The following is a 24,028-nucleotide window of genomic DNA, read 5'->3' as shown; positions in this document are numbered from 1 at the left end:
CCCATCTGCCGGCGCATGAAAACGGTCTCGTGAATCAATGCGATGCCGCTTGCGCAGTCGCCCCGGCGATTTCCGCGAAGGCCTTCGTCAGACGCTCGAAACCTTCGCTCATGTCGTCGAGCGGCATGATCAGCGACGGCACGAAACGCAGCACGTCGGGACCCGCCATCAGCATGATCACGCCGTGCTGGCCCGCCGCGGTGACGAAGTCTTTCGCGCGTCCCTTGAACGCGTCGGTCAGTTCCGCGCCGATCAGCAAGCCCTTGCCGCGCACTTCCTTGAACAGGCCGAAGCGCTCGTGGAGCTTCGCGAGGTGGCCCTTCAGCGCCTCGCCGCGCGCGCGCACGCCTTCGAGCAGCTTCGGGTCGCTGACCAGTTCGACCACCTTCTCCGCGATCGCCGAGCCGAGCGGATTGCCGCCGTAGGTCGTGCCGTGCACGCCGACCTTGAAATGCGCGGCCAGTTCGGCGGTGGTCAGCATCGCGCCGATCGGGAAGCCGTTGCCGAGCGCCTTCGCGGTGGTCAGGATGTCGGGCGTGACGCCGGTGTCCTGGTACGCGTAGAAATAGCCGCTGCGGCCCACGCCCGTTTGCACTTCGTCGAAAATCAGCAGTGCGCCGTGCTGATCGCAGGCTTCGCGCAGCGCTTTCAGAAACGCCGGATCGGCGGGGATCACGCCGCCTTCGCCCTGGATCGGCTCGACGATCACCGCGCACGTTTGCGCGCCGATCGCTTTCTTCGCCGCTTCGATGTCGTTGTACGGCAAGTGCGTGATGCCGGCCGGCACCGGGCCGAAGCCTTCCGAATACTTCGGCTGGCCGCCGACGCTCACGGTGAAGAACGTGCGGCCATGAAACGACTGCGTGAACGAGATGATCTCGGCCTTGTGGGCGCCATGACGGTCGAACGCCACGCGGCGCGCCAGCTTCAATGCCGCTTCGTTCGCTTCGGCGCCCGAGTTGGCGAAGAACGCGCGGTCGGCGAAGGTCAGGTCTTCGAGACGTTTCGCCAGACGCAGCACCGGCTCGTTGGTGTAGCCATTGCCGATGTGCCACAGCTTGCCGCCCTGCTCGTGCAGCACTTTGAGCAACTCGGGGTGCGCATGGCCGAGCGCGGTGACGGCGATGCCGCCGGCGAAGTCGATATAGTCGCGGCCTTGCGTATCCCAGACGCGTGAGCCGAGACCGCGATCCGGTACGAAGGCGGCGGGCGAAAACACCGGCACCATGACTTCGTCGAAGGTCTGGCGTGTCACAGTCAGGTCGTTCATGGCAAATCCTCGTTACAGGTGAGAGGTAATACAGCTAGTGTAGGAAACCGCACGCGATACGTCTTGCGCATACGCGACGCGTTCTATGAGGTTCCGCGCGCGCGGCGGGCCGGGACCTTCGAGGCGCGCGGCCGCAATCGCTTCAATCCGCCAGATCCGGCCGCTCGATCAGCGCGGCCGGCCGCGGTTCGCTCGCCGCGACGCCGCTCGCACCGGTCTGCTTGTCGATCCAGTTACGACGATCCTCTCGCGGTGTGACGGCAAAGCGTTCGCGATAAGCATTCGAAAAGTGCGCCGCCGACGAAAACCCGCACGCGAGACTGATCTGCACCACCGACTTGCTGGTGCGCTGCAATTGCGTGCGCGCTTTCGACAGCCGCAGCCCCAGATAGTATTTGGACGGCATCGAACCGAGATACTGGCGGAACAGGCGTTCCAGTTGCCGCCGCGACACGCCCACGAGACCGGCGATTTCATCGGTGGTGAGCGGGTCTTCGATGTTCGCTTCCATCAGCAGCAACGCATCGTTCAGACGCGGATGGCGCTCGCCCGGCGCGGTCACGAACGGAATGCGCTGGCGCTCCTCGCCCGCGCGCAATACGCCCACGCCGAGCGCGTCGGCGATCCGGTCGGCCAGTTCGGGACCGTGCTCGCGGCCGATCATCGCCAGCATAAAGTCGACGGTAGCCTGACCGCCCGCGCAGGTCGCGCGATCACGGTCGATTTCGAAGATCTGCTGGGTGACGATGGAGCGCTCGAACTGCTCGGAGAACTGCTGATAGGTTTCCCAGTTCACGCTCACGCGGTAGCCGGACAACTGCCCCGCCATGGCGAGCCACCACACGCCGTGATGAATGCCGGTGACGAGCGGCGTGCGCTGGCCGACACGCGACAGACTGGCGAGAAACAACCGGTAGTCGGCGAATTGCTGAAACCGTTCGCTGACGATGATCAGCCAGTCGCACGCGATCGCGTCGCCGAACGCGGCGTCGGCGGGCCACTGCGCGCCGCCCGCGAGCGGCACTGCGCGGCCGTCCCACGAACACACCTGGATGCGGTACAGCGCGCGGCCGTCGATTTCATTGGCGAGATTGAGCGCGTCGACAATCGGCCCGACACCCGACATCGACACCGGCGGCAACGCGACGATGGCGACCTGGGTGGTGCGAGCCGGGCTGGACGTGCGGGCCATCGCTGGGTGGTATGACGCGACTGCGCGAGCCGCGCGTTACTTCAGACTGCCGGACAGGAACTGCTTGAGCCGTTCGCTGCGCGGCGTGGTCAGCACTTCGGCGGGCAGGCCCTCCTCTTCGGTGCGGCCCTGATGCAGGAACATCACGTGGTTCGACACGTTGCGCGCGAAACCCATTTCGTGCGTAACGACGATCATCGTGCGGCCTTCCTCGGCCAGCTTCTGCATGACCTTCAGCACTTCGCCGACCAGCTCGGGATCGAGCGCGGACGTGGGCTCGTCGAACAGCATCACGTCCGGGTTCATCGCCAGTGCGCGCGCGATCGCCACACGCTGCTGCTGGCCGCCCGACAGATGCGACGGATACTGCTTTTCCAGACGCGGCGCGAGGCCGACCTTCTCGAGATATTCGCGCGCGCGCTCCTCCGCTTCGCGACGCGACATGCCAAGCACGTGAATCGGCGCTTCGACGATGTTCTCGATCACGTTCATGTGCGCCCACAGGTTGAAGTGCTGGAACACCATCGCGAGCTTCGTGCGGATGCGCTGCAACTGCTTGTGATCGGCCACTTCGAGATTGCCGGCGCGATCGGTTTTCGTCTTGACCGTTTCGCCGTCGACGACGATCTGCCCGGCGTTAGGCCGCTCGAGAAAATTGATGCAGCGCAGGAAGGTGCTCTTGCCCGACCCGCTCGCGCCGATGATGCTGATCACGTCGCCCTTGTTCGCGTTGAGCGACACGCCCTTGAGCACTTCGTTGTCGCCGTAGCGCTTGTGGATGTCCTGTACGGCGAGCTTGCAGGCTTCGGTCTGGGTGGTGTGGAGCAAGATGCTCTCCCTTTTGAAAATACGGATCGATCTGTGACGGCGCGCATGCGCGGCGCCGCCCAGGGCCAACAGCGCACGCTCAATGCGTGCGCACCGCGAGATATGCCAGCCAATGACGCTCGGCGCGCCGGAACAACGCGACCAGCGCGAACGACACGACCAGGTAAAGCAGCGCCGCAAGACCGAACGCATTGAACGACTGGTACGTGGCCGAGTTCACGTCGCGCGCGACCTTCAGGATGTCCGGCACCGTGGCCGTGAACGCGACCGTGGTGGCGTGCAGCATCAGGATCACTTCGTTACTGTACAACGGCAACGCCCGGCGCAGCGCGGACGGTATCACAATGCGCCGGTACATCGTGAACCAGCTCATGCCGTAGGCACGCGCCGCTTCCACTTCGCCATGCGACGTCGAACGGATCGCGCCGGCGAAAATCTCCGTGGTGTACGCGCAGGTGTTCAGCGCGAACGCGAGAATCGCGCAGTGAAAGCCGCTGCGGAAGAACGCATCGAGCAGCTCGTGCGAGCGCACGAACGCGAGGCTGTAGATGCCGGTGTAGATCAGCAGCAACTGCACGTACAGCGGCGTGCCGCGGAACACGTAGGTGTAGACGCGCACCGGCGTCGACAGCCAGCGCTTCTTCGACACGCGCGCGACCGCGAGCGGAATCGACACGACGAAGCCGATGCCGATCGACGCCACCAGCAGCCACAGCGTGACCGCGAGACCCGAGATGCGCTGACCGTCCCAGAACAGGAACGCGCGCCAGAATTGATTGATGATGTCGATCATGTCGCTCAAAGCTCCGCGTGGCGCACGCCGATCGAATAGCGCCGGCCCAGCCAGATCAGCACGAGATTCGATACCGTGGTGATCGCCAGATAGATCAGCGCGGCGATCAGAATGAAGAAGAACATGTTGAAGGTGCTCTTGCCCGCGTCCTGCGCGGCCTTGACCACGTCGGCGAGACCGATGATCGACACCAGCGCGGTCGCCTTGACCAGCACCTGCCAGTTGTTGCCGATGCCGGGCAGCGCGAAACGCATCATTTGCGGAAACAGGATGCGCGTGAACACGCGTGCGCCGCTCATGCCGTACGCACTGCCCGCTTCGAGCTGGCCGCGCGGCACTGCCAGAAAGGCGCCGCGAAAGGTCTCGGTGAAGTACGCGCCGTAGATGAAACCGAGCGTGAGCACGCCGGCGACGAACGGGTCGATGTCGAACTGCGGCAGATCCAGCGCGTCGGTGAGATTGTTGACCGCGATCTGGATGCTGTAGAACAGCAGCAGCATCAACACGAGATCGGGCACCGAGCGGATCAGCGTCGTATAACCGGTCGCAATGGCCCGCAGCGGGCGGTTGAACGAGAGTTTCGCCGCCGCGCCCGCGAGGCCGAGCAGCACGGCGGCGGCCAGCGACAGGACGGACAGCTCGATCGTCTGGATCGTGCCGGCCAGCAACACCGGACCAAAGCCGTAAAGGAACACGCGCGTCTCCATCCAGGTTTATTGAAAGTGTCACGGACGGCGGCGGCTTGCGCCTGCCCGACTCATCCGGCATGTCGCGGAGTCTCGCAAGCGAAAATCAATTTCTCAAATGGCGGGAGCGTACTCTGTTGCAATGCAACATCGCACGGTTTCGAGGGGCGGGAGCCGTTAGCGCTTGGTTTTGCGGGAGATATGTTTTTGTAAGGCGCGGCGCGGATCGCATGCGCTGCCGCGATTTCGCAAGTTTCGGGTCGCTTTTGCGATAGACCAGGCGGACTCAGGCATGCGTAAAAGTCGGTGCCGGGCGGACGGCACATGAGTTGTGTGCCGATGGATCATGGCGAATCACGAAGGCGTTTCGTTCTTCGTGACCGGTCGCGCGAGGGCACAGGCGGTCCCTTTGCACGAGGCCGGCCGATTCGCCCGTCGTTTTGCCTCGTCGTTTTGCCTCGTCGTTTTACCTAGTCCATCCCCAGCCGCGCGCGAATCGCCGGCAGCATGTGCTCGACCGCCGCGCGCCCTTCCTCGATCGCCGGCGCCGCGCGGTGAAAATCGAAAATCCCCATCCCGCCCAGGCGCGGCTGAATCAGGATATCCGCCGGCTCGCCGGCAAGCCGGCTGCGCGAGATCCGCACCTGCATGATGTCGATGCTTTGCGCGATCGAACTCAGCATCGACGGCACGCGCGCGCTCGGCGCGGGCGGCACGCGCACGTCGTCGGTGACCGCCGCGTCGGTCGGCGCGAGCCAGCGCGGCCAGGGCTTGCCGTTGCGGCGCAAAGCCAGCGGCGTCGGCGCGGCGGGATCGAGCGACGGCGTTTCGACCACCGCGCCGCCGAAATCGCGGCCGTTCAGAATGTCGTTGTTCAGGTCGATCGCGATCACGCAGTCCGCGCGCATGCCGCGCGCGACCGACACCGGCACCGGGTTGCACAGGCCGCCGTCCACCAGCCACACGCCGTTGTGCCACACCGGCGTGAAAATGCCGGGAATCGCAATCGACGCGCGCACCGAGTCGACCGTGCTGCCGTCCTGCAGCCAGATTTCGCGGCCTGTATCGAGTTCGGTGGCGACCGCCGCGAACGGCATGTTCAACTGCGCAATGGAACGGCCGTCGAACTTGTCCGCGAAAAGCTGGATCACCTTGCGCCCGCCGAGCAGGCCGCCCGAGATGCGCAGATCGAGCAGGCGCACCACCGTCTGCCACGTGAGCCGCGACACCCATTCCTCCAGCCAGTCCAGGTCGCCGTTCGCATACACGGCGCCCACCAGCGCGCCGATCGACGTGCCGCACACCACATCCGGCTTGATGCCCGCGTCCTGCAACGCGCGAATCGCACCGATGTGCGCCCAGCCGCGCGCGGCGCCGCCTCCCAACACCAGCCCGATACGGCTGGATCGACGTCGACGTATCATGCTTACCCCGCTTTCTGTCTTCGCTTCTGCGTTCTAGCGCCCGCGTATCACGTCCGAACGCGATGTCGTGTACACCTTCAGATTCCTGTCGAAGTGCACGTTGAAAAAACCTTCCTGGGTCACGCCGCCTTCGCGCCACTTCCAGCTCCACACGGTCTCCGGCTTCAGCGGAAACACCGCGATCTCGCCCGGTTTGCCGAGCAGCCGGCGCACTTCGTCCTCGCTCATGCCCATGCGGATCTTCGCGAAGTTGGCGGCTGTCAGCACCTGTGTGATGGCTTGCAGTTTGCCGTCACGGTCGATGTCGACCATGTACGTGTTCAGCCCTTGCGGACCGCGCGGATATTCGAAGCGCTTCGACCCGTCGGTGAACGTGCGCTCGGTTTCCGGCTTGCCCATCTGCTCACGGATCTGCGCTTCGGTCGTGACGCCCGGTGTCATGTTCCTGAGCAACAACGCATCCGGTTTGACGGCGTTGAAGAAGTCCTTGAGTTTTTGCACGGCGCGGTCACTCTGTTGATCGTCGCAGCCGGTCAGCGCGACGCACGCGGCCAGCATCGCGACGGTAAGCAGTTTGAGGCTCACAGCGAATTCCCTGTTCAGATGCGCCGCATGCGCGCGCCTTCCGATGTGTAGTGTCTACTCCAAGGATAACCGCGCGCGCGGAAAACCGCGAGTGAGACGGGCAAGTTGGTGCATGGCCGGCGTGTTCGCAAGCCCATTGCAATCCTGCGGTTCAAGGAAGTCTGCGCGGCACATCGCAAAGGCGCGATGAAAATGCGGCACAGGTGCCGCGATCGATGCGGCGGCGGACTGCAAGCTGGCGCGCGGCGCTTTGCGTCGAGGCGGCCCGAGCCGCGAAAAAGCGGAGCCAGAAGCAAAAAGGCGACGCTGTACAAAGCGTCGCCAGGTCGGTCGATACGGTCAACCGGAAGTGAAGCGGCCACCGGCCGCGATACGAGGCACTTCGGACGACACGCAGCGGTCTGGTTCCGGACGTAGCGGTGAGCAACCTTGGCTACACACCTTGCGCCATCGCCGGAATGGCAAACCGCTGCTTGTTTGGTCGCCCTGGTCCCTCGATAAGTCTTCCAAGTGCATTCAATTTAATCGCATTGAGCGATTTAGACGAGAGCGCGTTTACACCGAATATGCAGATGATTTGCGAGGCGTGAGACGCTTCGCGCGAGGGCAGTTCGGCGTGAATTCGTGGGTGGGAGCTAGCTCGCCATGGCGGTCGCGCTGGCTGCGGCGTTCATGTCGCGCAGGGGCTGCGACGCGTCGATTGTCTGGCCGCTGCCGGGGGCGTCTAACGAGCGGCGCTTCACGAGCGTCACGCGTTCGGCGTGCGCAGCACGCAACCTGCGACTGCCTGATCGCCGCGCCCCGAACACATCGCCATCAAGCCGCGCCTCACAGCGTGTCACCGCACGCCCCGCATTCATGAGGACGCTGCCACTGCCCGCCTCAAGGCAACGGAAAGCTGCGGTCGAAACTCGTGCGCACGTCCAGATGCGCGCGGATCACATTGGCGGCTTCGTAGGTATCGGCGGTGCGCTGCTGCGCACTGACTACGCTGTCGTCGATCGTCACCGGATGGACCTGGCCGCGCTGATAGACGGTCTTGAGCACATCGACCGGCAGGCCGGTCACGCGCGACTGCATCACCGCGACTTCGTCGGGATGCGAGAGCGCCCAGCGCTGACCGATCGCCACGCGCCGCAGGAAGTCGGCCAGTTGCGCGTGCTTGTCGGCGATCGCGCGTTCCGTCGCCACCTGGTAGCTGAGCCCTTCCGACAGGCCGACCCCATTCGCGATGATGCGGTCGTGATCGCGCGCTTCGCCGAGCGCCGTGTACGGGTCCCACACCGACCACGCATCGACGCTGCCCGACGCGAGCGCCGCCTTCGCATCGGCCGGCGCGAGGAACACGAACGTGACTCCGGTCGCCGGCACGTTGGCCTTCTTCAACGCGGCAAGCGCGAGATAGTGGCCGATCGAGCCGCGCGTCGTCGCAATGCGCTTGCCCTTCAGGCTCGCCACGTCGTTCAGCGGCGACTGCGCGCCGACGACGATCGCCAGATCCAGCGGATTCGAGCGGGTCGCCGCGACGGCCCGCACCCGTGCGCCGGCCGCGAGTGCAAACACGAGCGGCGCGTCGCCGAGCCCGCCGACATCGACCGCGCCCGCGTTCAACGCTTCGCCGAGCGGTTGCGCCGCCGGGAAGTTGAACCATTCGATCCGGTACGGCAGGTCTTTCAACTGGCCGGACGCTTCGAGAATGCCGCGCGTCTGCAAAGACTGATCGCCGACCTTCAGCACCGGCAGATCGGCCGCGCGCGAAGGCGCGACCCACGCCACACCCGAGATCGCCAGCGCGACGGCGCCAAGCGGCCTCGACCACGCGCGGCGGAAAATAGAGAGGATGTCGAAGGAAAAACGGAGAGTCGGCATGGAGGCGCTTGCCCGATGGCATGAAGTGATTTGCCATCGACGATAAGGTACGCTTCCGTATAAGACAAACGCATTATTCTGCTAAGCAAATATGCGGATTTTTCTTGAGCGGCGTGCGTGCGGGCGCGGCGACGCGCCCGCTCAATGACGCCGTTACTCACACCCGCAGCAGCCGCCCGATCCGCACACCCAGCTCAGATCACGCGAAACCCATGCGTGCCATCGCGCTCGAGCTGCTCGACCAGTCCATACTCCCACTCCAGGTACGCGCTCATCGCCTCGCGCGAGTTGTCGGTGCCTTCATACGGACGCTGGTAACGGTCGATGCGCGGCGATGCAAGCCGCGTTGCGCCACTTTCGACGGGCAAGCCCGCTTCGACCCACGCCGCCGTGCCGCCGGCGAGCACCTGGACCGGGCGGCCGGTCGCCGCCGCCAGCTCGGGCGCGGCAAAGCGCGCAAGCTGACCGCTGCCGCAGGTCGCCACATACCGCTGCGCATCCGGCAACTTGCGCAATGCGGCGTCGAGGTCGCTGCGAATCACGAACCACGCGCCCGGAATGTGCCGCGTCACATAATTCGCGCTGCTCGTGAAGTCGAGCACGACCGTGCCCGGCGATTGCAGCAGCGCGGCCAGTTCGGCCGGCGCGATCTCTTCGACGTCGGGCGGCGCGCTCGCGTAGCGCGCGGGCGGCGCCGCGCCCTTCTCCGCGAAGTCCGCGGCCGTCAGACCATCGACCACGTATACTTCGACTTTCATCTGCGCGAGCCACGACGCGCTCATGTTGGCCCGCACGCCGTCGTTGTCCACGAGAATCACGCGCGCGCCGCGCACCGGCGCGAAGCGGTCGGTTTCCTGCACCAGCTGCCCGCCCGGCGCGCTGCGAAAACCGGGCACGTGACCCGCTTCGTATTCCTCGGGCGAGCGCACGTCGAAGCGATACACGGTGCGCACCGCTTCGTCCGCCCAGCGGCGCGCTTCGTCGCGCGACGTGCGGCCCACTCGCGCGCGATCGGCCACCGCGCGCGCGGCGTCGGCGGCGGCCAGACGCAGCGTGTCGTCGATCACCGGTTCGTAGCGGCGCGAGCCGCCGTGCGCGAGCGGCTGACCCGCCAGCGTCCAGCCGATCGTGCCGTTGCGCAGCGCAGCGACCGGATTCGGCACGCCCGCATTGATCAGCGACTGTGCGCCGATGATGCTGCGCGTGCGCCCCGCGCAATTGACAATGATCCGCGTGGCCGGATTCGGCGCGAGTTGGCGCGCGCGCAACACCAGTTCGGCACCAGGCACGTTGATGCTGCCGGGAATATTCATGGTCTGGTATTCGTCGAAGCGGCGCGCGTCGAGCACCACCACGTCGGCTCCGTGATCGAGCAGCGCCTGCACCTGCGGCGCGCCGAGCGACGGCGTGTGGTGCACGCTTTCCACCAGTTCGCCGAATGCCTTGCTCGGCACGTTGACATCCTGAAACAGCTCGCCGCCTGCCTCGCGCCAGCCTTGCAGGCCGCCTTCGAGCAACGCGACATCGGTAAAGCCCAGTTCGGTCAGACGTTGCGCGGCGCGTTGCGCGAGGCCTTCGCCGGCGTCGAGCACGACGATCGGGACCGCCGGTCGCGGCAAGCGTTCCGGCGCCTCCAGTTCGAGCCGCGACAGCGGCAGACTGGCGGCAAACAGCGGATGACTGCGCGCGTGCGGATCTTCCTCGCGCACGTCGACGAGCGCGATTTCCTCGCCTTCGATCAACGTGCGGCGCACGTCGTCGTAGGCTCGGGTACGGAATTCGTTTGCGACACTCATGAGAGGTGAAACTCCTTCGTAACGTTGCAGATGATCCGCGACACGTCGTTCGAATAGCCTGAGATAAAGGTCTTGCGAACCGCGTCGCCGGAATAGACCGAGCGCGTCATCGCGCCGATATTTCCACCGTACACGCGAATGCAGATCGACGTACGGTCACCAAAAGCATTGCTCACGCGATGATGCGGCGTGTGCATCGGCAAGGTACTCGGTTGCAATTTCCGCGCCACGCAGCACGCTAATCGAGCCTGCACGGCGTGGTCATGGATCGGCGTGGCATGGCCCAGGGTCGATCATGCCGCCACGCGCTCGAATTCGACCTGGTCGAGGGTTCCAGGCTAGCAGCACCGCATGCGCCTGTTAAATATCGACGTCGTCTATATATCCATATCGACGTTGCATGTAATGCCTGCGCGATCGCGCGGCGTCTCGCTTCGCAAATTTGCGTGAACGCAAACAAACCCCCTTCGATGAACGTGGACATCGCCGCGGCGTCAGCAGAAAAACTCAGCCTTTGCCACAATGCCCCATCGCGCGAAAGCGCCGCAAACAGCAAGTGAACAGACAATGATCCCCTTCTCGGTCCTCGACCTCTCGCCGGTCGCCGCGGGCGCCACGCCGGCGGACGCATTCAGAAACACGCTCGACCTCGCGCAGCATGCGGAACGCTGGAACTACCGCCGCTTCTGGCTGGCGGAACATCACAACATGACAGGCATCGCGAGCGCGGCGACTTCGGTGGTGATCGGCCATGTCGCCGGCGGCACGAAGACGATCCGCGTCGGCTCCGGCGGCATCATGCTGCCGAACCACGCGCCGCTCGTGATTGCGGAACAGTTCGGCACACTCGCGTCGCTCTATCCCGGCCGGATCGATCTTGGCCTCGGCCGCGCGCCGGGCACTGATCAAAGCACCGCCCGCGCGCTGCGCCGCGATCTGCAAAATAGCGCGGAGTCTTTCCCGGACGACGTCGTCGAACTGCAGCGCTATTTCGCCGATCCGGTGCCGGGCCAGCGTATTCGCGCGGTGCCCGGCGCGGGGCTGCATGTGCCGCTGTGGCTGCTCGGCTCGTCGCTGTACAGCGCCCAGCTTGCGGCGGCGCTCGGGGTGCCGTTCGCGTTCGCGTCGCACTTCGCGCCCGACTATATGCTCACCGCGCTGCAGGTGTATCGCTCGCAGTTCCGGCCGTCGGCGGCACTCGACAAGCCGTATGCGATGGTCGGCGTCAATCTGTTCGCCGCCCGGACCAACGAGGAAGCGCGGCTTCTGTTCACGTCGCTGCAGCAGCAGTTCATCAATCTGCGGCGCGGCACGCCGGGCCAGTTGCAGCCGCCGGTCGAGCGGCTGGAGGCATCGGAGATGGAGTTGAACAATGTTGCGCACTCGCTCGCGTGCACTGCGCTCGGCGACCGCGACGCGGTACGCGAAGGACTGCGGTCGATCATCGCCCAGACCGGCGCGGACGAGTTGATGCTGACCGCGCAGATCTACGATCACGACGCGCGGCTGCGCTCGTTCGAGATCGGCGCGCAAGTGCGTGAAGAGTTGATGGCCGCCAACGCGTAGCGTCGGCGGATACAAGAAGGGCGGCTCGTGGCCGCCCTTCTTTCTTCAATCGATCCGGCTCAAGGGCCGACGGAAATTCACCGCTTGCTTCGCCTGAAGGCGACGGCTCATTAGCCTTTCATGCAGCCGCCGAATCAACCGGGAGTTCAAGCCGGGCTCACCGATTCGCCGGCACCGCCGCCATCCCATCCAGCAACGCCTGATGGAACGCCTGCGGGTCCTGCATCTGCGGCGCGTGCCCCAGCTCCGCGAATTCGACGAGCGTCGCATGCGGAATCGCCTTCGCGGCCGCCTTGCCCAGTTCCGGGTAATGACCGATCTTCGCGCGCACCTCAGGAGAAGCCGCGTCCTTGCCGATCGCGGTGGTGTCCTTCTGGCCGATCAGCAGCAGCGTGGGCATGCTCAGTTGCCCCAGCTCGTACACCACCGGCTGCGTGTAAATCATGTCGTCGAGCAGCGCGGAATTCCACGCGACGATCTGCTTGCCCGGCCCCCGGTACATTCCCGCCAGCATCTGCACCCACGGCTCATAGTCGGCGCGCCACTGGCCCGCGTAATAGTTGGATTGCTCATAGCGGCGGATACCGTCGGCGCTCGTCTTCAACTCGCGTTGATACCACTCGTCCACCGATAGCGACGGCACACCCTTCGCCTTCCAGTCTTCGAGACCGATCGGGTTCACCAGCACCAGTTGCTGCGTCTCGTGCGGATACATCAGCGCGTAGCGGATCGCCAGCATGCCGCCGGTCGAATGGCCGATCATCGTCGCATCGCTCACGCCCAGCGACGCAAGCAACGCATGGGTATTGCGCGCGAGCTGCTGAAAGCTGTACTGATAGTGCTCGGGCTTGCTCGATTTGCAAAAGCCGATCTGGTCCGGTGCGATCACGCGATAACCTGCGTCGCTCAGCCGATTAATGGTGGCGCCCCACGTCGCCGCGCAGAAGTTCTTGCCGTGCAGCAGCACCGCCGTGCGGCCGTTCGGATGCGCCGGCTTCACGTCCATGTAGGCCATGTGCAGCGGCACGCCTTGCGACATGAATTCGAAGCGCTCGACCGGCGCCGGATAGTCGAAGCCTTGCAGCTCGGGCCCATACGCCGGGCCACCGGCGGCGGCGCCGGCGGACACCGCGGCGGCGCTGGCGGCCGCCGGGCTGGCGTCGCTCACTGCCGTCGTGGCAGCGGCGGCGTTCCCCAGCGTGGCGGCAGAAGCAGAAGAAACGGCGGGCGCAACGGCACATACTGAAGCGGTCAATAGCGCAAGCAGGCAACAGCGTCGAAGACTCATCGATATATTTTGCAAAAAGGACCTGGCAGGGAGCATGCGAAGTTCGCGCGCGGTCTGGCCGGCGCGCCTGAACCCGCGGCCACGAGCGCACGATTCTACGACGCGACGCGCCGCCGCGCTGCCGCCCGCGCAGGCCGGGCGCCGCGGCGGCCAGCGTGGCATGCATATTGCGGATGCTCAGATCGCGCTCTATGTGTCGTGCCGCACGGATGTCCGCCACGCAACGGTTGATCGTGCGCAGGATGAGCGCGGTCGGCATCCGCGCAATTCAACCTCTCGCTCGCCGCCAATCGGTGCTAGAAATAGCTGACGGGCCCGCGAAGACGAAGCGCCTGGCAGCACCAATCATCAGCGCAGAGCAAGTGACCAGATCATCCGGGGCATAGACAAATTATGGAGGCAGACATGGACACTTCGGCACGGCTGAACGACGTGCAGCGCACCACCCTCGCCATCGTCCTCGCGGGCGGACGGGGCACGCGGCTCGGGCCGCTCACCAACAAGCGCGTCAAGCCGGCGGTGCACTTCGGCGGCAAATACCGGATCATCGACTTCGCGCTGTCCAACTGTCTGAACTCGGGCATCCGCCGCATCGCCGTGGTCACGCAATACAAGGCGCATTCGCTGCTGCGCCACTTGCAGCGCGGCTGGGGCTTCCTGCGCGGCGAGTTCGGCGAGTTCGTCGACCTGTGGCCGGCGCAACAGCGGGTGGAAGGCGCGCACTGGTATCGCGGCACCGCGGACGCGGTGTTCCAGAACCTCGACATCATCCGCTCGATCCGGCCGAAATACGTGGTGGTGCTGGCGGGCGACCACATCTACAAGATGGACTACACGCGGATGATCGCCGATCACGCGGACAGCGGCGCGGACTGCACGGTCGGCTGCATCGAGGTGCCGCGTATGGACGCGGTCGCGTTCGGCGTGATGGCGGTGGACGAAAACCGGCGCGTGACCGGCTTCGTCGAAAAGCCCGCCGACCCGCCGTCGATCCCCGGCCGCCCCGATACGGCACTCGCCAGCATGGGCATCTACGTGTTCAGCGCCGACTATCTGTACGCGCTGCTCGAAGAAAACATCTCCAGCGTCGAGACGGATCACGACTTCGGCAAGGACATCCTGCCGCGCGTGGTCACGCAAGGCACGGCGATCGCGCATCCGTTCAGCATGTCGTGCGTGTCGTCGAGCCCGGACGTGGAGCCGTACTGGCGCGATGTCGGCACGATCGACGCTTACTGGGCCGCCAATCTCGACCTCGCCTCGACCATCCCTACCCTCGATCTGTACGACCGCAACTGGCCGATCTGGACATATCAGGAACAATTGCCGCCCGCCAAGTTCGTGCGCGACCTGAAGGGGCTGCAAGGCTCGGGCAACAACCTGATCGTGTGCGGCGGTTGCGTGATCTCGGGCTCGCAGATTTCGCGCTCGGTGCTTTCGTCGAATGTGAAGGTGAGTTCGTTCTGTAATATCAATGAGGCAGTCTTGTTGCCGCAAGTCACGGTCGGCGCGAGTTGCCGGCTGCAGAAGGTGGTGATCGACCGTGGCTGCACGATACCGGACGGCACGGTGATCGGTGAAGATCCGGCCGCCGATGCCGAGCGCTTTTACCGCACCAGCGACGGCGTCGTACTGGTCACGCCCGAGGCGTTGCAGCAGAAGCAGACGATGAAGTAAGGCGGATGGCGGACCTGGCCCGTGCGCTGTTCGCGGGCCTGCCTGCCCGCCGCGAACAGCGTGAACCCGCCGGGTTTTTGACCATCAGGCATGCCTCCCCACACATGCCCGAACAGATCGACCTTGCGGTGACCAGACGGATCACACGGACCACACCGACCAATCAGCGGGACCCACCCACAGGAACGAGACCCGGCCTATGACGATTCGCGCCCTGCATGTCGCAAGCGAGCTGTATCCCCTCCTCAAAACGGGCGGTCTCGCCGACGTCGCGGGCGCATTGCCACCCGCGCTGATCGAACGCGGCGCCGACGTACGGGTGCTGCTGCCTGGCTTTCCGGCCGTGCTCGCCGGTCTCGCCGACCTGCGGCCGGTCGCCCAACTGGGCCGCCGTTTCGACACGCCGGGCGTGACGCTCGAACAGGGCACGCTGCCGTCGAACGGTCTGGTGGTCTACGTGATCCGCGCCGCCGCGCTGTACGACCGGCCCGGCAATCCGTATCTGAACGACGAGCACGTGCCCTACGGCGACAACGCGCAGCGCTTCGCGCTGCTCGGCTGGGTCGCCGCGCAACTGGCGCAGCAACTGGACCCCGCGTGGTCGCCGCAGATCGTCCACGCACACGACTGGCACGCGGGGCTCGCCCCCGCCTACCTGAAAGCGGCCCAACGGCAGCATGGCCGGGTATTCGCGCGCTCCGTGTTCACGGTGCACAACCTCGCGTATCAGGGTGTTTTTCCCGCGCACCAGTTCGGCCAGCTCGCACTGCCGGACGATTTTTTCAGCGTGTACGGCATCGAGTTTTACGGGCAGCTGTCGTTTCTCAAGGCGGGGCTCTACTACAGCGACCGCATCACGACCGTCAGCCCCACGTACGCCCGCGAAATCCAGACGCTCGCCCAGGGCGGCGGACTCGACGGGCTGCTGCGCCAGCGCTCGCATGATCTGAGCGGCATCCTGAACGGCGTCGACTACACCGTCTGGAATCCCGCCGACGACTCGCTGCTCGACACCCACTACAGCGCCACACGCCTCGCCGGTAAAGCGGCGTGCAAGGAAGCGCTGCAAAAGCGCTTCGGCCTCGCGCAGAAAAGCGATGCGCTGCTATTCGGCGTGGTGAGCCGGTTGACCGAACAGAAAGGCCTCGATCTGCTGCTCGGCGCGGTGCCCGAGATCGTCAAACACGGCGGCCAGCTGGTCGTGTTCGGCACCGGCGATCCGGCGCTGGAGAACGGCCTGAAGCGCGTCGCGCACGCGCATCCGGAGTCGGTCGCGGTGGAGCTGGGCTTCGATGAAACACTCGCGCACACCATCGTCGCGGGCAGCGACGTGATCGCGGTGCCGTCGCGTTTCGAGCCCTGCGGGCTCACGCAACTGTATGCGCTCGCTTATGGATCGCTGCCGCTCGTGCATTACGTGGGCGGCCTCGCGGATACGGTCATGGACGCATCGCTCGAAAATCTCGCCGACGATCTCGCCACTGGCTTCGTCTTCGAACGGTTCGAACCGAAGGGGCTGGCCGCCGCGATCCGCCGCGCGTTCGCCCTCTACGACCGGCGCACCGAATGGAAAGCGACGCAACGGCGGGCGATGCGCCAGGATTTCGGCTGGGGCGCATCGGCGGAGCGCTATCTGGCGCTGTACCGCGAACTGATCTGAATCGACTCGCTTCACCGCCCTGCCTTGCGTCTCGCGTCTGATGGTTCGGCGCAACAAACGCGGGGACGGATCGACTCGCGCGCGGCAAACTCATGTATTGTTTCCTGACAATGCAAAGCGCGCATTTTTCTTGCACCATCTGAATGCAGTCCTGCCGCGCGGCGACGGGCCCACCTCGGATCCCTGGCGCGGCGCACCTTCCCGCTTCTTTTGATCGCGCATCACCGGTTGCGCGGGCCATACCATGACGAAAAATGTTCTGAGCATCCAGTCACATGTCGTCTTCGGACACGCCGGCAACAGCGCGGCCGTGTTTCCGATGCGCCGCCTCGGCGTCAATGTCTGGCCGCTCAATACCGTGCAGTTCTCGAATCACACGCAATACGGCCATTGGAGCGGCAGCGCGATCGACGCGTCGCAGATGGAAGAACTGGTGGAAGGCATCGGCGCGATCGGCATGCTGCCGCGCTGCGACGCCGTGCTCTCCGGCTATCTGGGCACGCCCAAGCAGGCACAGTCGGTGGTGGAGATCGTGACGGCCGTGAAGGCCGCCAATCCGCGCGCATGGTACTTCTGCGATCCGGTGATGGGCGCGACGAGCGGCTGCAAGGTCGAGCCGGGCATCCAGGAGTTTCTCGTGCGCACCATGCCGCAAGTGGCCGACGCAATGGCGCCGAATCACGTCGAATTGCAGCGGCTGGTGGGTCGGGAGATCGAGACGCTCGAAGAAGCCGTGACGGCATGCCGCGAAGTGATCGCGCGCGGGCCGAAGCTGGTGCTGGTTAAACATCTGCTCGACCGCAACAGTCCCGCCGACCGCTTCAATATGCTGGTTGTCACCGAACGCGAGGCGTGGATGGGGCAACGCCCGCTCTATCCGTTCGCGCGGCAGCCGGTGGGGGTCGGCGATCTGACGAGCGCGGTGTTCGTCGCGCGCACGCTGCTCGGGGACTCGATTCGCGCGGCTTTCGAGCACACGCTGGCTGCGGTGAATGCGGTGGTCAAGACGACGTGGCAGGCCGGACGTTATGAGCTGGAGCTGGTGGCCGCCCAGAACGAAATCGCGCAGCCGCGCGAGTGGTTCGATGCGTGGGTGGCGGAGACGGCTTAGGGTGGGTGCATGGCGCCGCCATTGACTGGCCGCTGACTGGTATTCGTCCGCGTTCACCGGCATCAGGTTCACTCACCGGCAACTACCGGCAGCAAGCGGCAATCAATCGATTTCTACCCGCACCGCCTGCGCCTGGCCGGCTGCGTCAGCCACTTTCGCAGCGCTCGCAGCAGCCGCCGCGCGTTCGGCGTGCAGCGCGACCACCTTGCGGGTGGCGTCGATCGCCGTCTGTGGATAATCCACTTCGCTGAATTGGTAGCCGACGCTCTTATAGTCGGCCAGTTCGGCGAGCACTTCGGCCCGCGTCAAGCCCACGGCCCGGCCGCCCCCCCACCAAACATTGCCGCGCCCAGCAAGCCGACCCACAACGGTACCCAAACTGCCCTCATCATGATTCTCCGATTGACTCGACCCGAACGGTCAAGCGGAGTCTAACGACCGGCGCACGACGGAAAATCACCCGCAACAGGAAGGCACTATTACACGCCGCGCGGTCAATCCGTCACGCGCCCGGCGGCCGTGTCGTCAGCCAGCCGTCCTATAATGCGTGCCGCGTGGACGAGGCATCGCCCGTCCACCTGGCAATTTCTGGCATCCGGCATTCAGCAGACGAGGCATCGATGGACGGTTATATCCGCAGCGAGCGGGAAGAATTTTTCGAGCAGTTGTGCATCAGCGTCGACGCTGACGAAGCGCACGAACAGGAAGCGATCGAGTACTTCGAGAACCAGTTCGACCAGGCCGATTTCGATCCGGCGCAATGGCTCGACATCGCGCTGTACTACTCGCCGGCGGTCGCACGCGGCATCGTCGAGATGGTGACGCCCGACGACCGCGCGCGCAGCAACATCGCCGAGGTGATCGCCGACAACCTCGACATCTCATACGGCGAGGACGAGTGCCAGCAGTTCGCCGAGACCATCGAATTCGCGCTGAACAACGGCGTGCCGGTGGACCTCGACCTGGTGCTCGACGGCTGCCAGCGCGCGATCGACGATCTCGATACCTGGGCCGACGAGGACACCAAAGCGCCGCTGCTGCGACTGCGAGAAGAATTGTTGCGCCAGCAAGGCGAACGTTGAAGGCTGCGGCTTGACGCGTGGCTGACAGGGGCTTCGCCGTCGCGAAGCCCCTTGGCGCGAAGGCTTTCACCAAAGCCCACGACGACCGCAATTCCCGTGGTCAATCGTTGAAAACCAAACGAACAACCCGCCCGGCGTACCCCGCGCCGGCCGCTCTTAAGCATGTGCCGAAATCCGCACCCCACGCGGCGGCACATCCACCCCGCCACCCGGCACGCCGCCGGCCCGCCGCACGGCCTGTGCCGAAATGCTCATCCAAAACGCCTCGAATTGCCAAGACGGCGGCAAATTGGCTTTCTATATTCGCGCCAGATTGACCGCACATAAACACAGCCAGCGCTACTGAGCGTATTCCAGCATTGTTGATGGCGATCAATCATTCGTAGTCTCTCGATACGCGCGAGGCGAACCCTCGGCCCGCGTGTCGATCAGCGTTACTGTCTTGCCGCTTTCTCACTGAACTGTCGATGGAAGGAGAGACCATGAGTGTCCGCAACACGCTGAAACCGCTTGCCATGCTGGTTGGCGCCATCTTCTCGATCACGCCGCTCGCCGGTTTCGCCGACGACCTGCCGGTGAAGATCGGCTTCGCCGCGCCGTTGACCGGCGCCAATGCCGGCTATGGCAAAGACCTGGAGAACGGCGTCCGGCTCGCGATCGACGAAGCCAACGCGCAGAAGATCAAGATCGGCGACAAGGTGGCGCAATTCGAGCTCGTCTCGCAGGACGACCAGGCCGACCCGCGCATCGGCGTGCAGGCCGCGCAGAAGCTGGTCGACTCGGGCGTCGCGGTGGTGGTGGGCCACTTCAATTCCGGCACGACGATTCCCGCGTCGCAGGTGTATGAACAGGCCGGCATTCCGGTGATCGACCCGGCCGCCACCAATCCGATCATCACCGGCCGTGGTTTTGCGAACACCTTCATGGTGATCTCCACCGACGGCCAGAACGCCGGCAACGCGGGCGCGTATGCGGTCGACGTGACCAAGGCCAGGCGCATCGCGATCATCGACGACCGCACCGCGTTCGGCCAGGGCGAAGCCGACGAGTTCGAGAAGGCGGTGAAGGCGCACGGCGGCACCATCGTCGCGCGCGAATACACCGACAATCACGCGGTGGACTTCAGCACCCAGATCACCAAGATCAAGGGGACCAACGCGGACCTGGTGTTCTTCGGCGGACTGGACAACCAGGCGGCCGGTTTCGCGCGGCGCATGAAGCAGTTGGGCCTGAACGCGCAACTCGTGGGCGGCGGCGGCGTGATGGACCCGGACTTCATCAAGCTCGCCGGCGACGCGGCCGACGGCGTGATGGCCTGGGAGTACGGCCGTCCGCTCGCGCAGCTGGCGGGCGGCAAGGACTTCTCCGCGAAGTACAAGAAGCGCTATGGCGAGGACATCCTGTCGTATGCGCCGTTCGGCTACGACGGCGCGTGGGCCGCGATCAAGGCGATGCAGCAGGCCAAATCGACTTCGCCGGCGACGTACCGGCCCGTGCTGAAGGCGATCGATTTCGACGGCGTGACCGGCAAGATCTCGTTCGATAACACCGGCGCGTTGAAGAGCGGCGCGTCCACGTTGTATCAGGTGAAGAGCGGCGCCTGGGTGCCGATCGTGACGAAGAGCGGCACGTAAGCTCGAGCCGCGTGCGGCCCTGGTCTCTGCGCGGCCAGGGCCGTTGCTATGACTTCGTGTTCGCGACCTTGACCACCAGTTGCGCGTCGAGATCGCGCTCGATCCGCACGAGGTCGTCCTTGATGTCGGCGAATTCGCTCGCGGAACACATCTGATGCCCGAACGCGGCGCGCAGGTGCCGGCTGACCTGCAACATCCGCGTCGCGGGATCGAACACGTAGCGCGAAGAGAACGTCAGAAAGCGGTTCTGCACCGCTGTATCCGTGGGCAAATCGGTCACGCGGACAAAGCGCGGCAGGGTCATTGCCAGCGTCTCGTCGAATTCGCCGCCGATGCACGCCCACGGCTGGGTCCGCGCCGGCTCGGCGAGCCACGTCTGCACCTGCGAGTCCATGCCGCCGGACAGGCTCGACAGCACCGGCACCGCCGTCGTGCCGTCGCGCCACACGAAGTGCGCGACGCTTCCCTGTGTCGATGTGGCGAAGGGTCCGCTCGTCGCGGACACGTCGTCGGTGCTCAATTGCGCGGTGCCGTGCAAGCCCGTTTGCAAGAGACGATTCGCCGCGATCTGCTGCGCGCGCTGCCGGGTCGCGCGCCGAAACGTATTGCGCTCGAGTTCGGCCGTGTACCCGGCATCCTCGACGCGGTAAGCGTAGTTCGCCGCGCCGCTTTCATCGATATCGACCTGCAGGCGCGCGGTGCGCTCGCGCGCCTGGGTGGCGGGCGTGCGCGACAACACGCCTTGGCCGACCAGCAGCACGGGCCGGTCCATCACGCCGGGCGACAGATAGCCGAAGGCCACGCCGCCCGCCGTCGTATCCGCGAACAGCGACAACTCAGGAATCCAGACAATCGCATGATTGATCGCGCTCGCGCCGTAACCGGGCACGTCCGGCAAGCTGTAGTACGGCCCGAGGTTGAGCAGCACCGCCTCGCTGCGAATGCCGACCGCGGCCAGCAGCGCGCTGTACAGCGCGACGTGATCCTTGCAGTCGCCATAACGGTTGTGCAGGATGTCGATCGCCTTGTGCGGGATCGCGGCCGTCTCGCCGAGAAACAGCGCCACGTAGCGGATGTTCAGACGCATCCAGTCGTACAGCGCCTGCGCCTTCGCGCGCGGATCGGCGGCGCCGGCGGTCAGGCTTTGGGCGAGCTGGACGATCGCGAGGTCGTCCATCGTCGCGTCGGCGGCGGCCCCGCGATAGCGCGCGGCGAAGCTCGCGAAGTCCGGCACCGTCGACACCATCAGCCGATCGCCCCAGTTCCCGTAGCCGACCGCGCCCGCTTCGAGCGGCGCATAGGGACCGTGCCGATAGTCGAACTCGTAGCGCGTGCGCCCGTTGGCCGTCACCGGCGGCACGGCGACGTAGCCGCGCGCGTCGGCATAGAGCGGCACATCGGCGGGCAGATCGAAGATCAGCCGTTGCTGCTCGACGGGCTCGCGCGTCGGCTCGACCAGATACCCGAAGGTGCCCGCCTGCAGCGGCTTCACGCGGGTTTTGCGAAACGCCAGATGCACGCGCGAGCCGGGTGCCACGCCGGGGAAGATCACCGTGCGCAACACACCGTCCTCGAAACTCGGCGCGCCGGCCGAGCGCGGCTCCTGCACGTCGCGGATCGCCTCGGGGCCGACCGGATGGAGGACGCCGTTCGGGTCGATCGTTTCGGCGGCGAGCAGCTGCACCTGCTCGATGTCCTTGTTGAACCACACGTAGCGTTGCGCGATGTCGTCGACGCCGCTCGTGGTGTTGGCCCGCAACACCGTGTCGTCGTGCTCCTCGATCGAGCCGTCTTTCTGGATCGTGAAAAGGTGGACGTCGCGCTCGATCGTCGAGGGCGCGTTGTCGTCGCCGGCGGTGGCCGACGCGTCGTCGTCGGCGAAGCTGAAGGCGGCATGTGCGCCCAGCGTCAAAGCAGCGGCCAGTGCGACGAACGCAACCCTGCGCGTCATGAGCGCTGCGCCCTGCCCCGCGCACGCCACACACGCGGGCTCGCGGCAAACTCCGCGCGAAACGCGTGATTGAAATTCGACAGATCGTTGAAGCCGCAGTCGAGCGCGATATCGACGATCTTCGCCCCGCCATCCTGAAGGCGCAGCGCCGCGGCCCGCAAGCGCGCGCGCAACAGGTATTGATGCGGCGTCACGCCGGTCACGCGCTGGAACGTGCGCAGGAAGTAGAACTCGCTCAAGCCCGCGGCGGCGGCGAGACTCGTCAGCGTATGCGGCGCGCCGGGCGAGTCGTCGATCAGACGCACGACCTGCGCGACGCGCGACGTCGCGACAGCGCCCGCCGTGCCGCTCGCGGCCGTTTCAGCGCGCATCGACGTGCCGGCCGCTCGCAGCGTCGCGGCAGCCAGCTCGACGGCCAGTTCATCCCAGACGGTGGCGCTCGCGTCATCCGCTTGCGCGCCCGCACAGGCCCGCGCGATCAGCGGGGACAACGCGCGCTGCGGCGGGATGCGCGCGCGCCTGAAATTCAACTGACCGCTCGCCAGGCCCGCATCCGCGGCAAGCCGCTCGAAGTAAGCCGGCGCGTAGTGAAACGCAATGCAGCGATCGCCCGCCCCGTGCCGATGCCCGCACTCGAAGCACTCGCCCGTGTTGCCGAGCAGCAGCGCGCCGGCCGTGAGCACTTCGCGGCCGGGCGCGGCGCGATAGTCGAACGAGCCGGCCACCACCATCGCGATGCATACGCCGGTGTGCCGTTCCTCGAATGGCTGGTCGCGCGGGCCGAAGGTGCAAAGCAGATCTGCGGCGTCCCAGCCCGCGCCTTGCGCGAGCGTACGCGCAGTTGTGGCGCCGCGCGCGCCGTCCCGGTCGCGCGAGCCGAGCGCCTGCTGCAACGTGACGGCAATTTTCCCCAAGATGCACCTCGGCTGAGTCCGTATCGTGGTTTTAGCACATCGGCGGCGGGTGCGGTTCGGCCGTTGCCGTCGATGTCGATCCGACTTTAAGCCCGTGGAGCATTGCGATGAACAGACTTGAAACCGACCTCCCAGGCGGCTTCCTCGCCGCGTTGAGCGCGCCCGCGCGCGCCGCCGACATCGCCGCCGACGACGACCTGTACGGCTGGCTGATCGGCAGCTGGGATATGGACGTGGTGCATTACCGCGTCGATCTGCGGCATGCGCCACGGCGCGGCGAGATTCATTTCGGCTGGGTGCTGGAAGGCCGCGCCGTGCAGGACGTGTGGATCATGCCGCCGCGCGGCGGTCCCGCCGGCGGCCGCGCTGCAGGCGACGCGGACCTCGCGATGTACGGCACCACGTTGCGCATCTGGGACGCGGCGCTGCGCGCGTGGCGCGTCACCTACGTCAATCCGCTGACCGGTCAGCGCGATGAGCTGAGAGGCCGGCGCATCGGCAACGATCTGGTGCAGATCGGCACGCATGCCGACGGCACGCCGATCCGCTGGAATTTCACCGATATCACGCGCGACTCGTTCTGCTGGACCGGTGTCGCGCTCGCGCCGGACGGCGTGACGTGGACGCTGGAAGCCGAGTTTCATGCGCGGCGCAGGGGGGCGTGCGCGGCGCGATGAGGGTGATCGGGTGAGCGGTTGAAAC

21 protein-coding genes are annotated in these 24,028 nt (G+C 65.7%); 7 read left to right on the top strand and 14 right to left on the bottom strand.

The window, feature by feature from the left end; translation table 11 throughout:
• Nucleotides 1-34: 34 nt before the first annotated feature.
• The 10 genes from FVF58_RS26470 to FVF58_RS52300 all read right to left on the bottom strand — a co-directional run bounded on the left by FVF58_RS26470 (nucleotide 35) and on the right by FVF58_RS52300 (nucleotide 10,661).
• A complete protein-coding gene (locus FVF58_RS26470; RefSeq protein WP_149672780.1) occupies nucleotides 35-1,270 on the bottom strand; it encodes an aspartate aminotransferase family protein in 1,236 nt (411 codons plus the stop codon).
• Between the two features lie 142 nt (nucleotides 1,271-1,412).
• Nucleotides 1,413-2,462, bottom strand: coding sequence for a GlxA family transcriptional regulator (locus FVF58_RS26465; protein ID WP_149672779.1), 1,050 nt, complete (start codon nucleotides 2,460-2,462; stop codon nucleotides 1,413-1,415).
• Between the two features lie 36 nt (nucleotides 2,463-2,498).
• Nucleotides 2,499-3,290, bottom strand: coding sequence for an ABC transporter ATP-binding protein (locus tag FVF58_RS26460; protein WP_149672778.1), 792 nt, complete (start codon nucleotides 3,288-3,290; stop codon nucleotides 2,499-2,501).
• Between the two features lie 79 nt (nucleotides 3,291-3,369).
• On the bottom strand, nucleotides 3,370-4,083 hold the full coding sequence (locus FVF58_RS26455) for an ABC transporter permease (protein ID WP_149672777.1): 714 nt from the start codon (nucleotides 4,081-4,083) through the stop codon (nucleotides 3,370-3,372).
• Between the two features lie 5 nt (nucleotides 4,084-4,088).
• Nucleotides 4,089-4,778 (bottom strand): ABC transporter permease, encoded by a 690-nt coding sequence (locus FVF58_RS26450; protein ID WP_149672776.1) that lies wholly within the window; start codon nucleotides 4,776-4,778, stop codon nucleotides 4,089-4,091.
• Between the two features lie 461 nt (nucleotides 4,779-5,239).
• Nucleotides 5,240-6,193: a patatin-like phospholipase family protein gene (locus FVF58_RS26445; RefSeq protein ID WP_149672775.1), complete on the bottom strand. Its 954-nt coding sequence runs from the start codon at nucleotides 6,191-6,193 to the stop codon at nucleotides 5,240-5,242.
• 33 nt (nucleotides 6,194-6,226) lie between these two features.
• Entirely contained in the window at nucleotides 6,227-6,778 is a 552-nt protein-coding gene (locus FVF58_RS26440; protein WP_149672774.1) for a hypothetical protein, read from the bottom strand.
• A gap of 882 nt (nucleotides 6,779-7,660) precedes the next feature.
• A complete protein-coding gene (locus tag FVF58_RS26435; RefSeq protein ID WP_149672773.1) occupies nucleotides 7,661-8,647 on the bottom strand; it encodes an ABC transporter substrate-binding protein in 987 nt (328 codons plus the stop codon).
• 194 nt (nucleotides 8,648-8,841) lie between these two features.
• Nucleotides 8,842-10,443 carry a rhodanese homology domain-containing protein gene (locus FVF58_RS26430; protein ID WP_149672772.1) on the bottom strand — a complete coding sequence of 534 codons (1,602 nt, stop codon included), beginning with the start codon at nucleotides 10,441-10,443 and terminating at the stop codon, nucleotides 8,842-8,844.
• Entirely contained in the window at nucleotides 10,440-10,661 is a 222-nt protein-coding gene (locus FVF58_RS52300) for a hypothetical protein (protein WP_246217204.1), read from the bottom strand. The genes FVF58_RS26430 and FVF58_RS52300 overlap by 4 nt, the downstream gene beginning before the upstream one ends.
• 349 nt (nucleotides 10,662-11,010) lie before the next feature.
• On the opposite strand from FVF58_RS52300, the gene FVF58_RS26420 reads away from it, so the two are divergent.
• Nucleotides 11,011-12,009 carry an LLM class flavin-dependent oxidoreductase gene (locus FVF58_RS26420; protein ID WP_149672771.1) on the top strand — a complete coding sequence of 333 codons (999 nt, stop codon included), beginning with the start codon at nucleotides 11,011-11,013 and terminating at the stop codon, nucleotides 12,007-12,009.
• A 157-nt stretch (nucleotides 12,010-12,166) separates the two neighbouring features.
• On the opposite strand, the gene FVF58_RS26415 is transcribed toward FVF58_RS26420, so the two are convergent.
• A complete protein-coding gene (locus tag FVF58_RS26415; RefSeq protein ID WP_149672770.1) occupies nucleotides 12,167-13,297 on the bottom strand; it encodes an alpha/beta fold hydrolase in 1,131 nt (376 codons plus the stop codon).
• Nucleotides 13,298-13,702: 405 nt separating this feature from the next.
• Here FVF58_RS26415 and glgC point away from each other — a divergent pair, with 405 nt between their 5' ends.
• From glgC to pdxY, 3 genes are all read left to right on the top strand, one after another.
• Entirely contained in the window at nucleotides 13,703-14,974 is a 1,272-nt protein-coding gene (gene glgC / locus FVF58_RS26410; RefSeq protein ID WP_149672769.1) for a glucose-1-phosphate adenylyltransferase, read from the top strand.
• Between the two features lie 199 nt (nucleotides 14,975-15,173).
• Nucleotides 15,174-16,634: a glycogen synthase GlgA gene (gene glgA, locus FVF58_RS26405; RefSeq protein WP_149672768.1), complete on the top strand. Its 1,461-nt coding sequence runs from the start codon at nucleotides 15,174-15,176 to the stop codon at nucleotides 16,632-16,634.
• A gap of 244 nt (nucleotides 16,635-16,878) precedes the next feature.
• Nucleotides 16,879-17,745 carry a pyridoxal kinase PdxY gene (pdxY, locus tag FVF58_RS26400; RefSeq protein ID WP_149672767.1) on the top strand — a complete coding sequence of 289 codons (867 nt, stop codon included), beginning with the start codon at nucleotides 16,879-16,881 and terminating at the stop codon, nucleotides 17,743-17,745.
• 102 nt (nucleotides 17,746-17,847) lie between these two features.
• Here the strand turns inward: pdxY and FVF58_RS26395 are convergent, their stop codons facing one another.
• Nucleotides 17,848-18,039 carry a hypothetical protein gene (locus tag FVF58_RS26395; protein ID WP_188130933.1) on the bottom strand — a complete coding sequence of 64 codons (192 nt, stop codon included), beginning with the start codon at nucleotides 18,037-18,039 and terminating at the stop codon, nucleotides 17,848-17,850.
• 326 nt (nucleotides 18,040-18,365) lie between these two features.
• Between FVF58_RS26395 and FVF58_RS26390 the strand changes: the two genes are divergently transcribed.
• Nucleotides 18,366-18,827 carry a hypothetical protein gene (locus tag FVF58_RS26390; protein ID WP_149672765.1) on the top strand — a complete coding sequence of 154 codons (462 nt, stop codon included), beginning with the start codon at nucleotides 18,366-18,368 and terminating at the stop codon, nucleotides 18,825-18,827.
• A 482-nt stretch (nucleotides 18,828-19,309) separates the two neighbouring features.
• Nucleotides 19,310-20,461, top strand: coding sequence for a branched-chain amino acid ABC transporter substrate-binding protein (locus FVF58_RS26385; protein WP_149672764.1), 1,152 nt, complete (start codon nucleotides 19,310-19,312; stop codon nucleotides 20,459-20,461).
• Nucleotides 20,462-20,507: 46 nt separating this feature from the next.
• Here FVF58_RS26385 and FVF58_RS26380 read toward each other — a convergent pair whose 3' ends face one another.
• Together FVF58_RS26380 and FVF58_RS26375 are read right to left on the bottom strand one after the other, a co-directional pair.
• Complete coding sequence (locus FVF58_RS26380) at nucleotides 20,508-22,412, bottom strand: DUF3857 domain-containing transglutaminase family protein (protein ID WP_149672763.1); 1,905 nt, start codon at nucleotides 22,410-22,412, stop codon at nucleotides 20,508-20,510.
• Entirely contained in the window at nucleotides 22,409-23,326 is a 918-nt protein-coding gene (locus tag FVF58_RS26375; protein ID WP_149672762.1) for a helix-turn-helix transcriptional regulator, read from the bottom strand. Before FVF58_RS26375 ends, FVF58_RS26380 begins: the two co-directional genes overlap by 4 nt.
• Before the next feature lie 107 nt (nucleotides 23,327-23,433).
• Between FVF58_RS26375 and FVF58_RS26370 the strand changes: the two genes are divergently transcribed.
• Complete coding sequence (locus FVF58_RS26370; RefSeq protein ID WP_149672761.1) at nucleotides 23,434-24,003, top strand: hypothetical protein; 570 nt, start codon at nucleotides 23,434-23,436, stop codon at nucleotides 24,001-24,003.
• The last annotated feature ends 25 nt before the right edge of the window (nucleotides 24,004-24,028 follow it).

The sequence above is a fragment of the Paraburkholderia panacisoli genome (assembly GCF_008369935.1).
GTDB lineage: Bacteria > Pseudomonadota > Gammaproteobacteria > Burkholderiales > Burkholderiaceae > Paraburkholderia > Paraburkholderia panacisoli.
The sequence above is the reverse complement of the archived record's forward strand: the minus strand, read 5'-3'. Positions and strand labels throughout refer to the sequence as shown.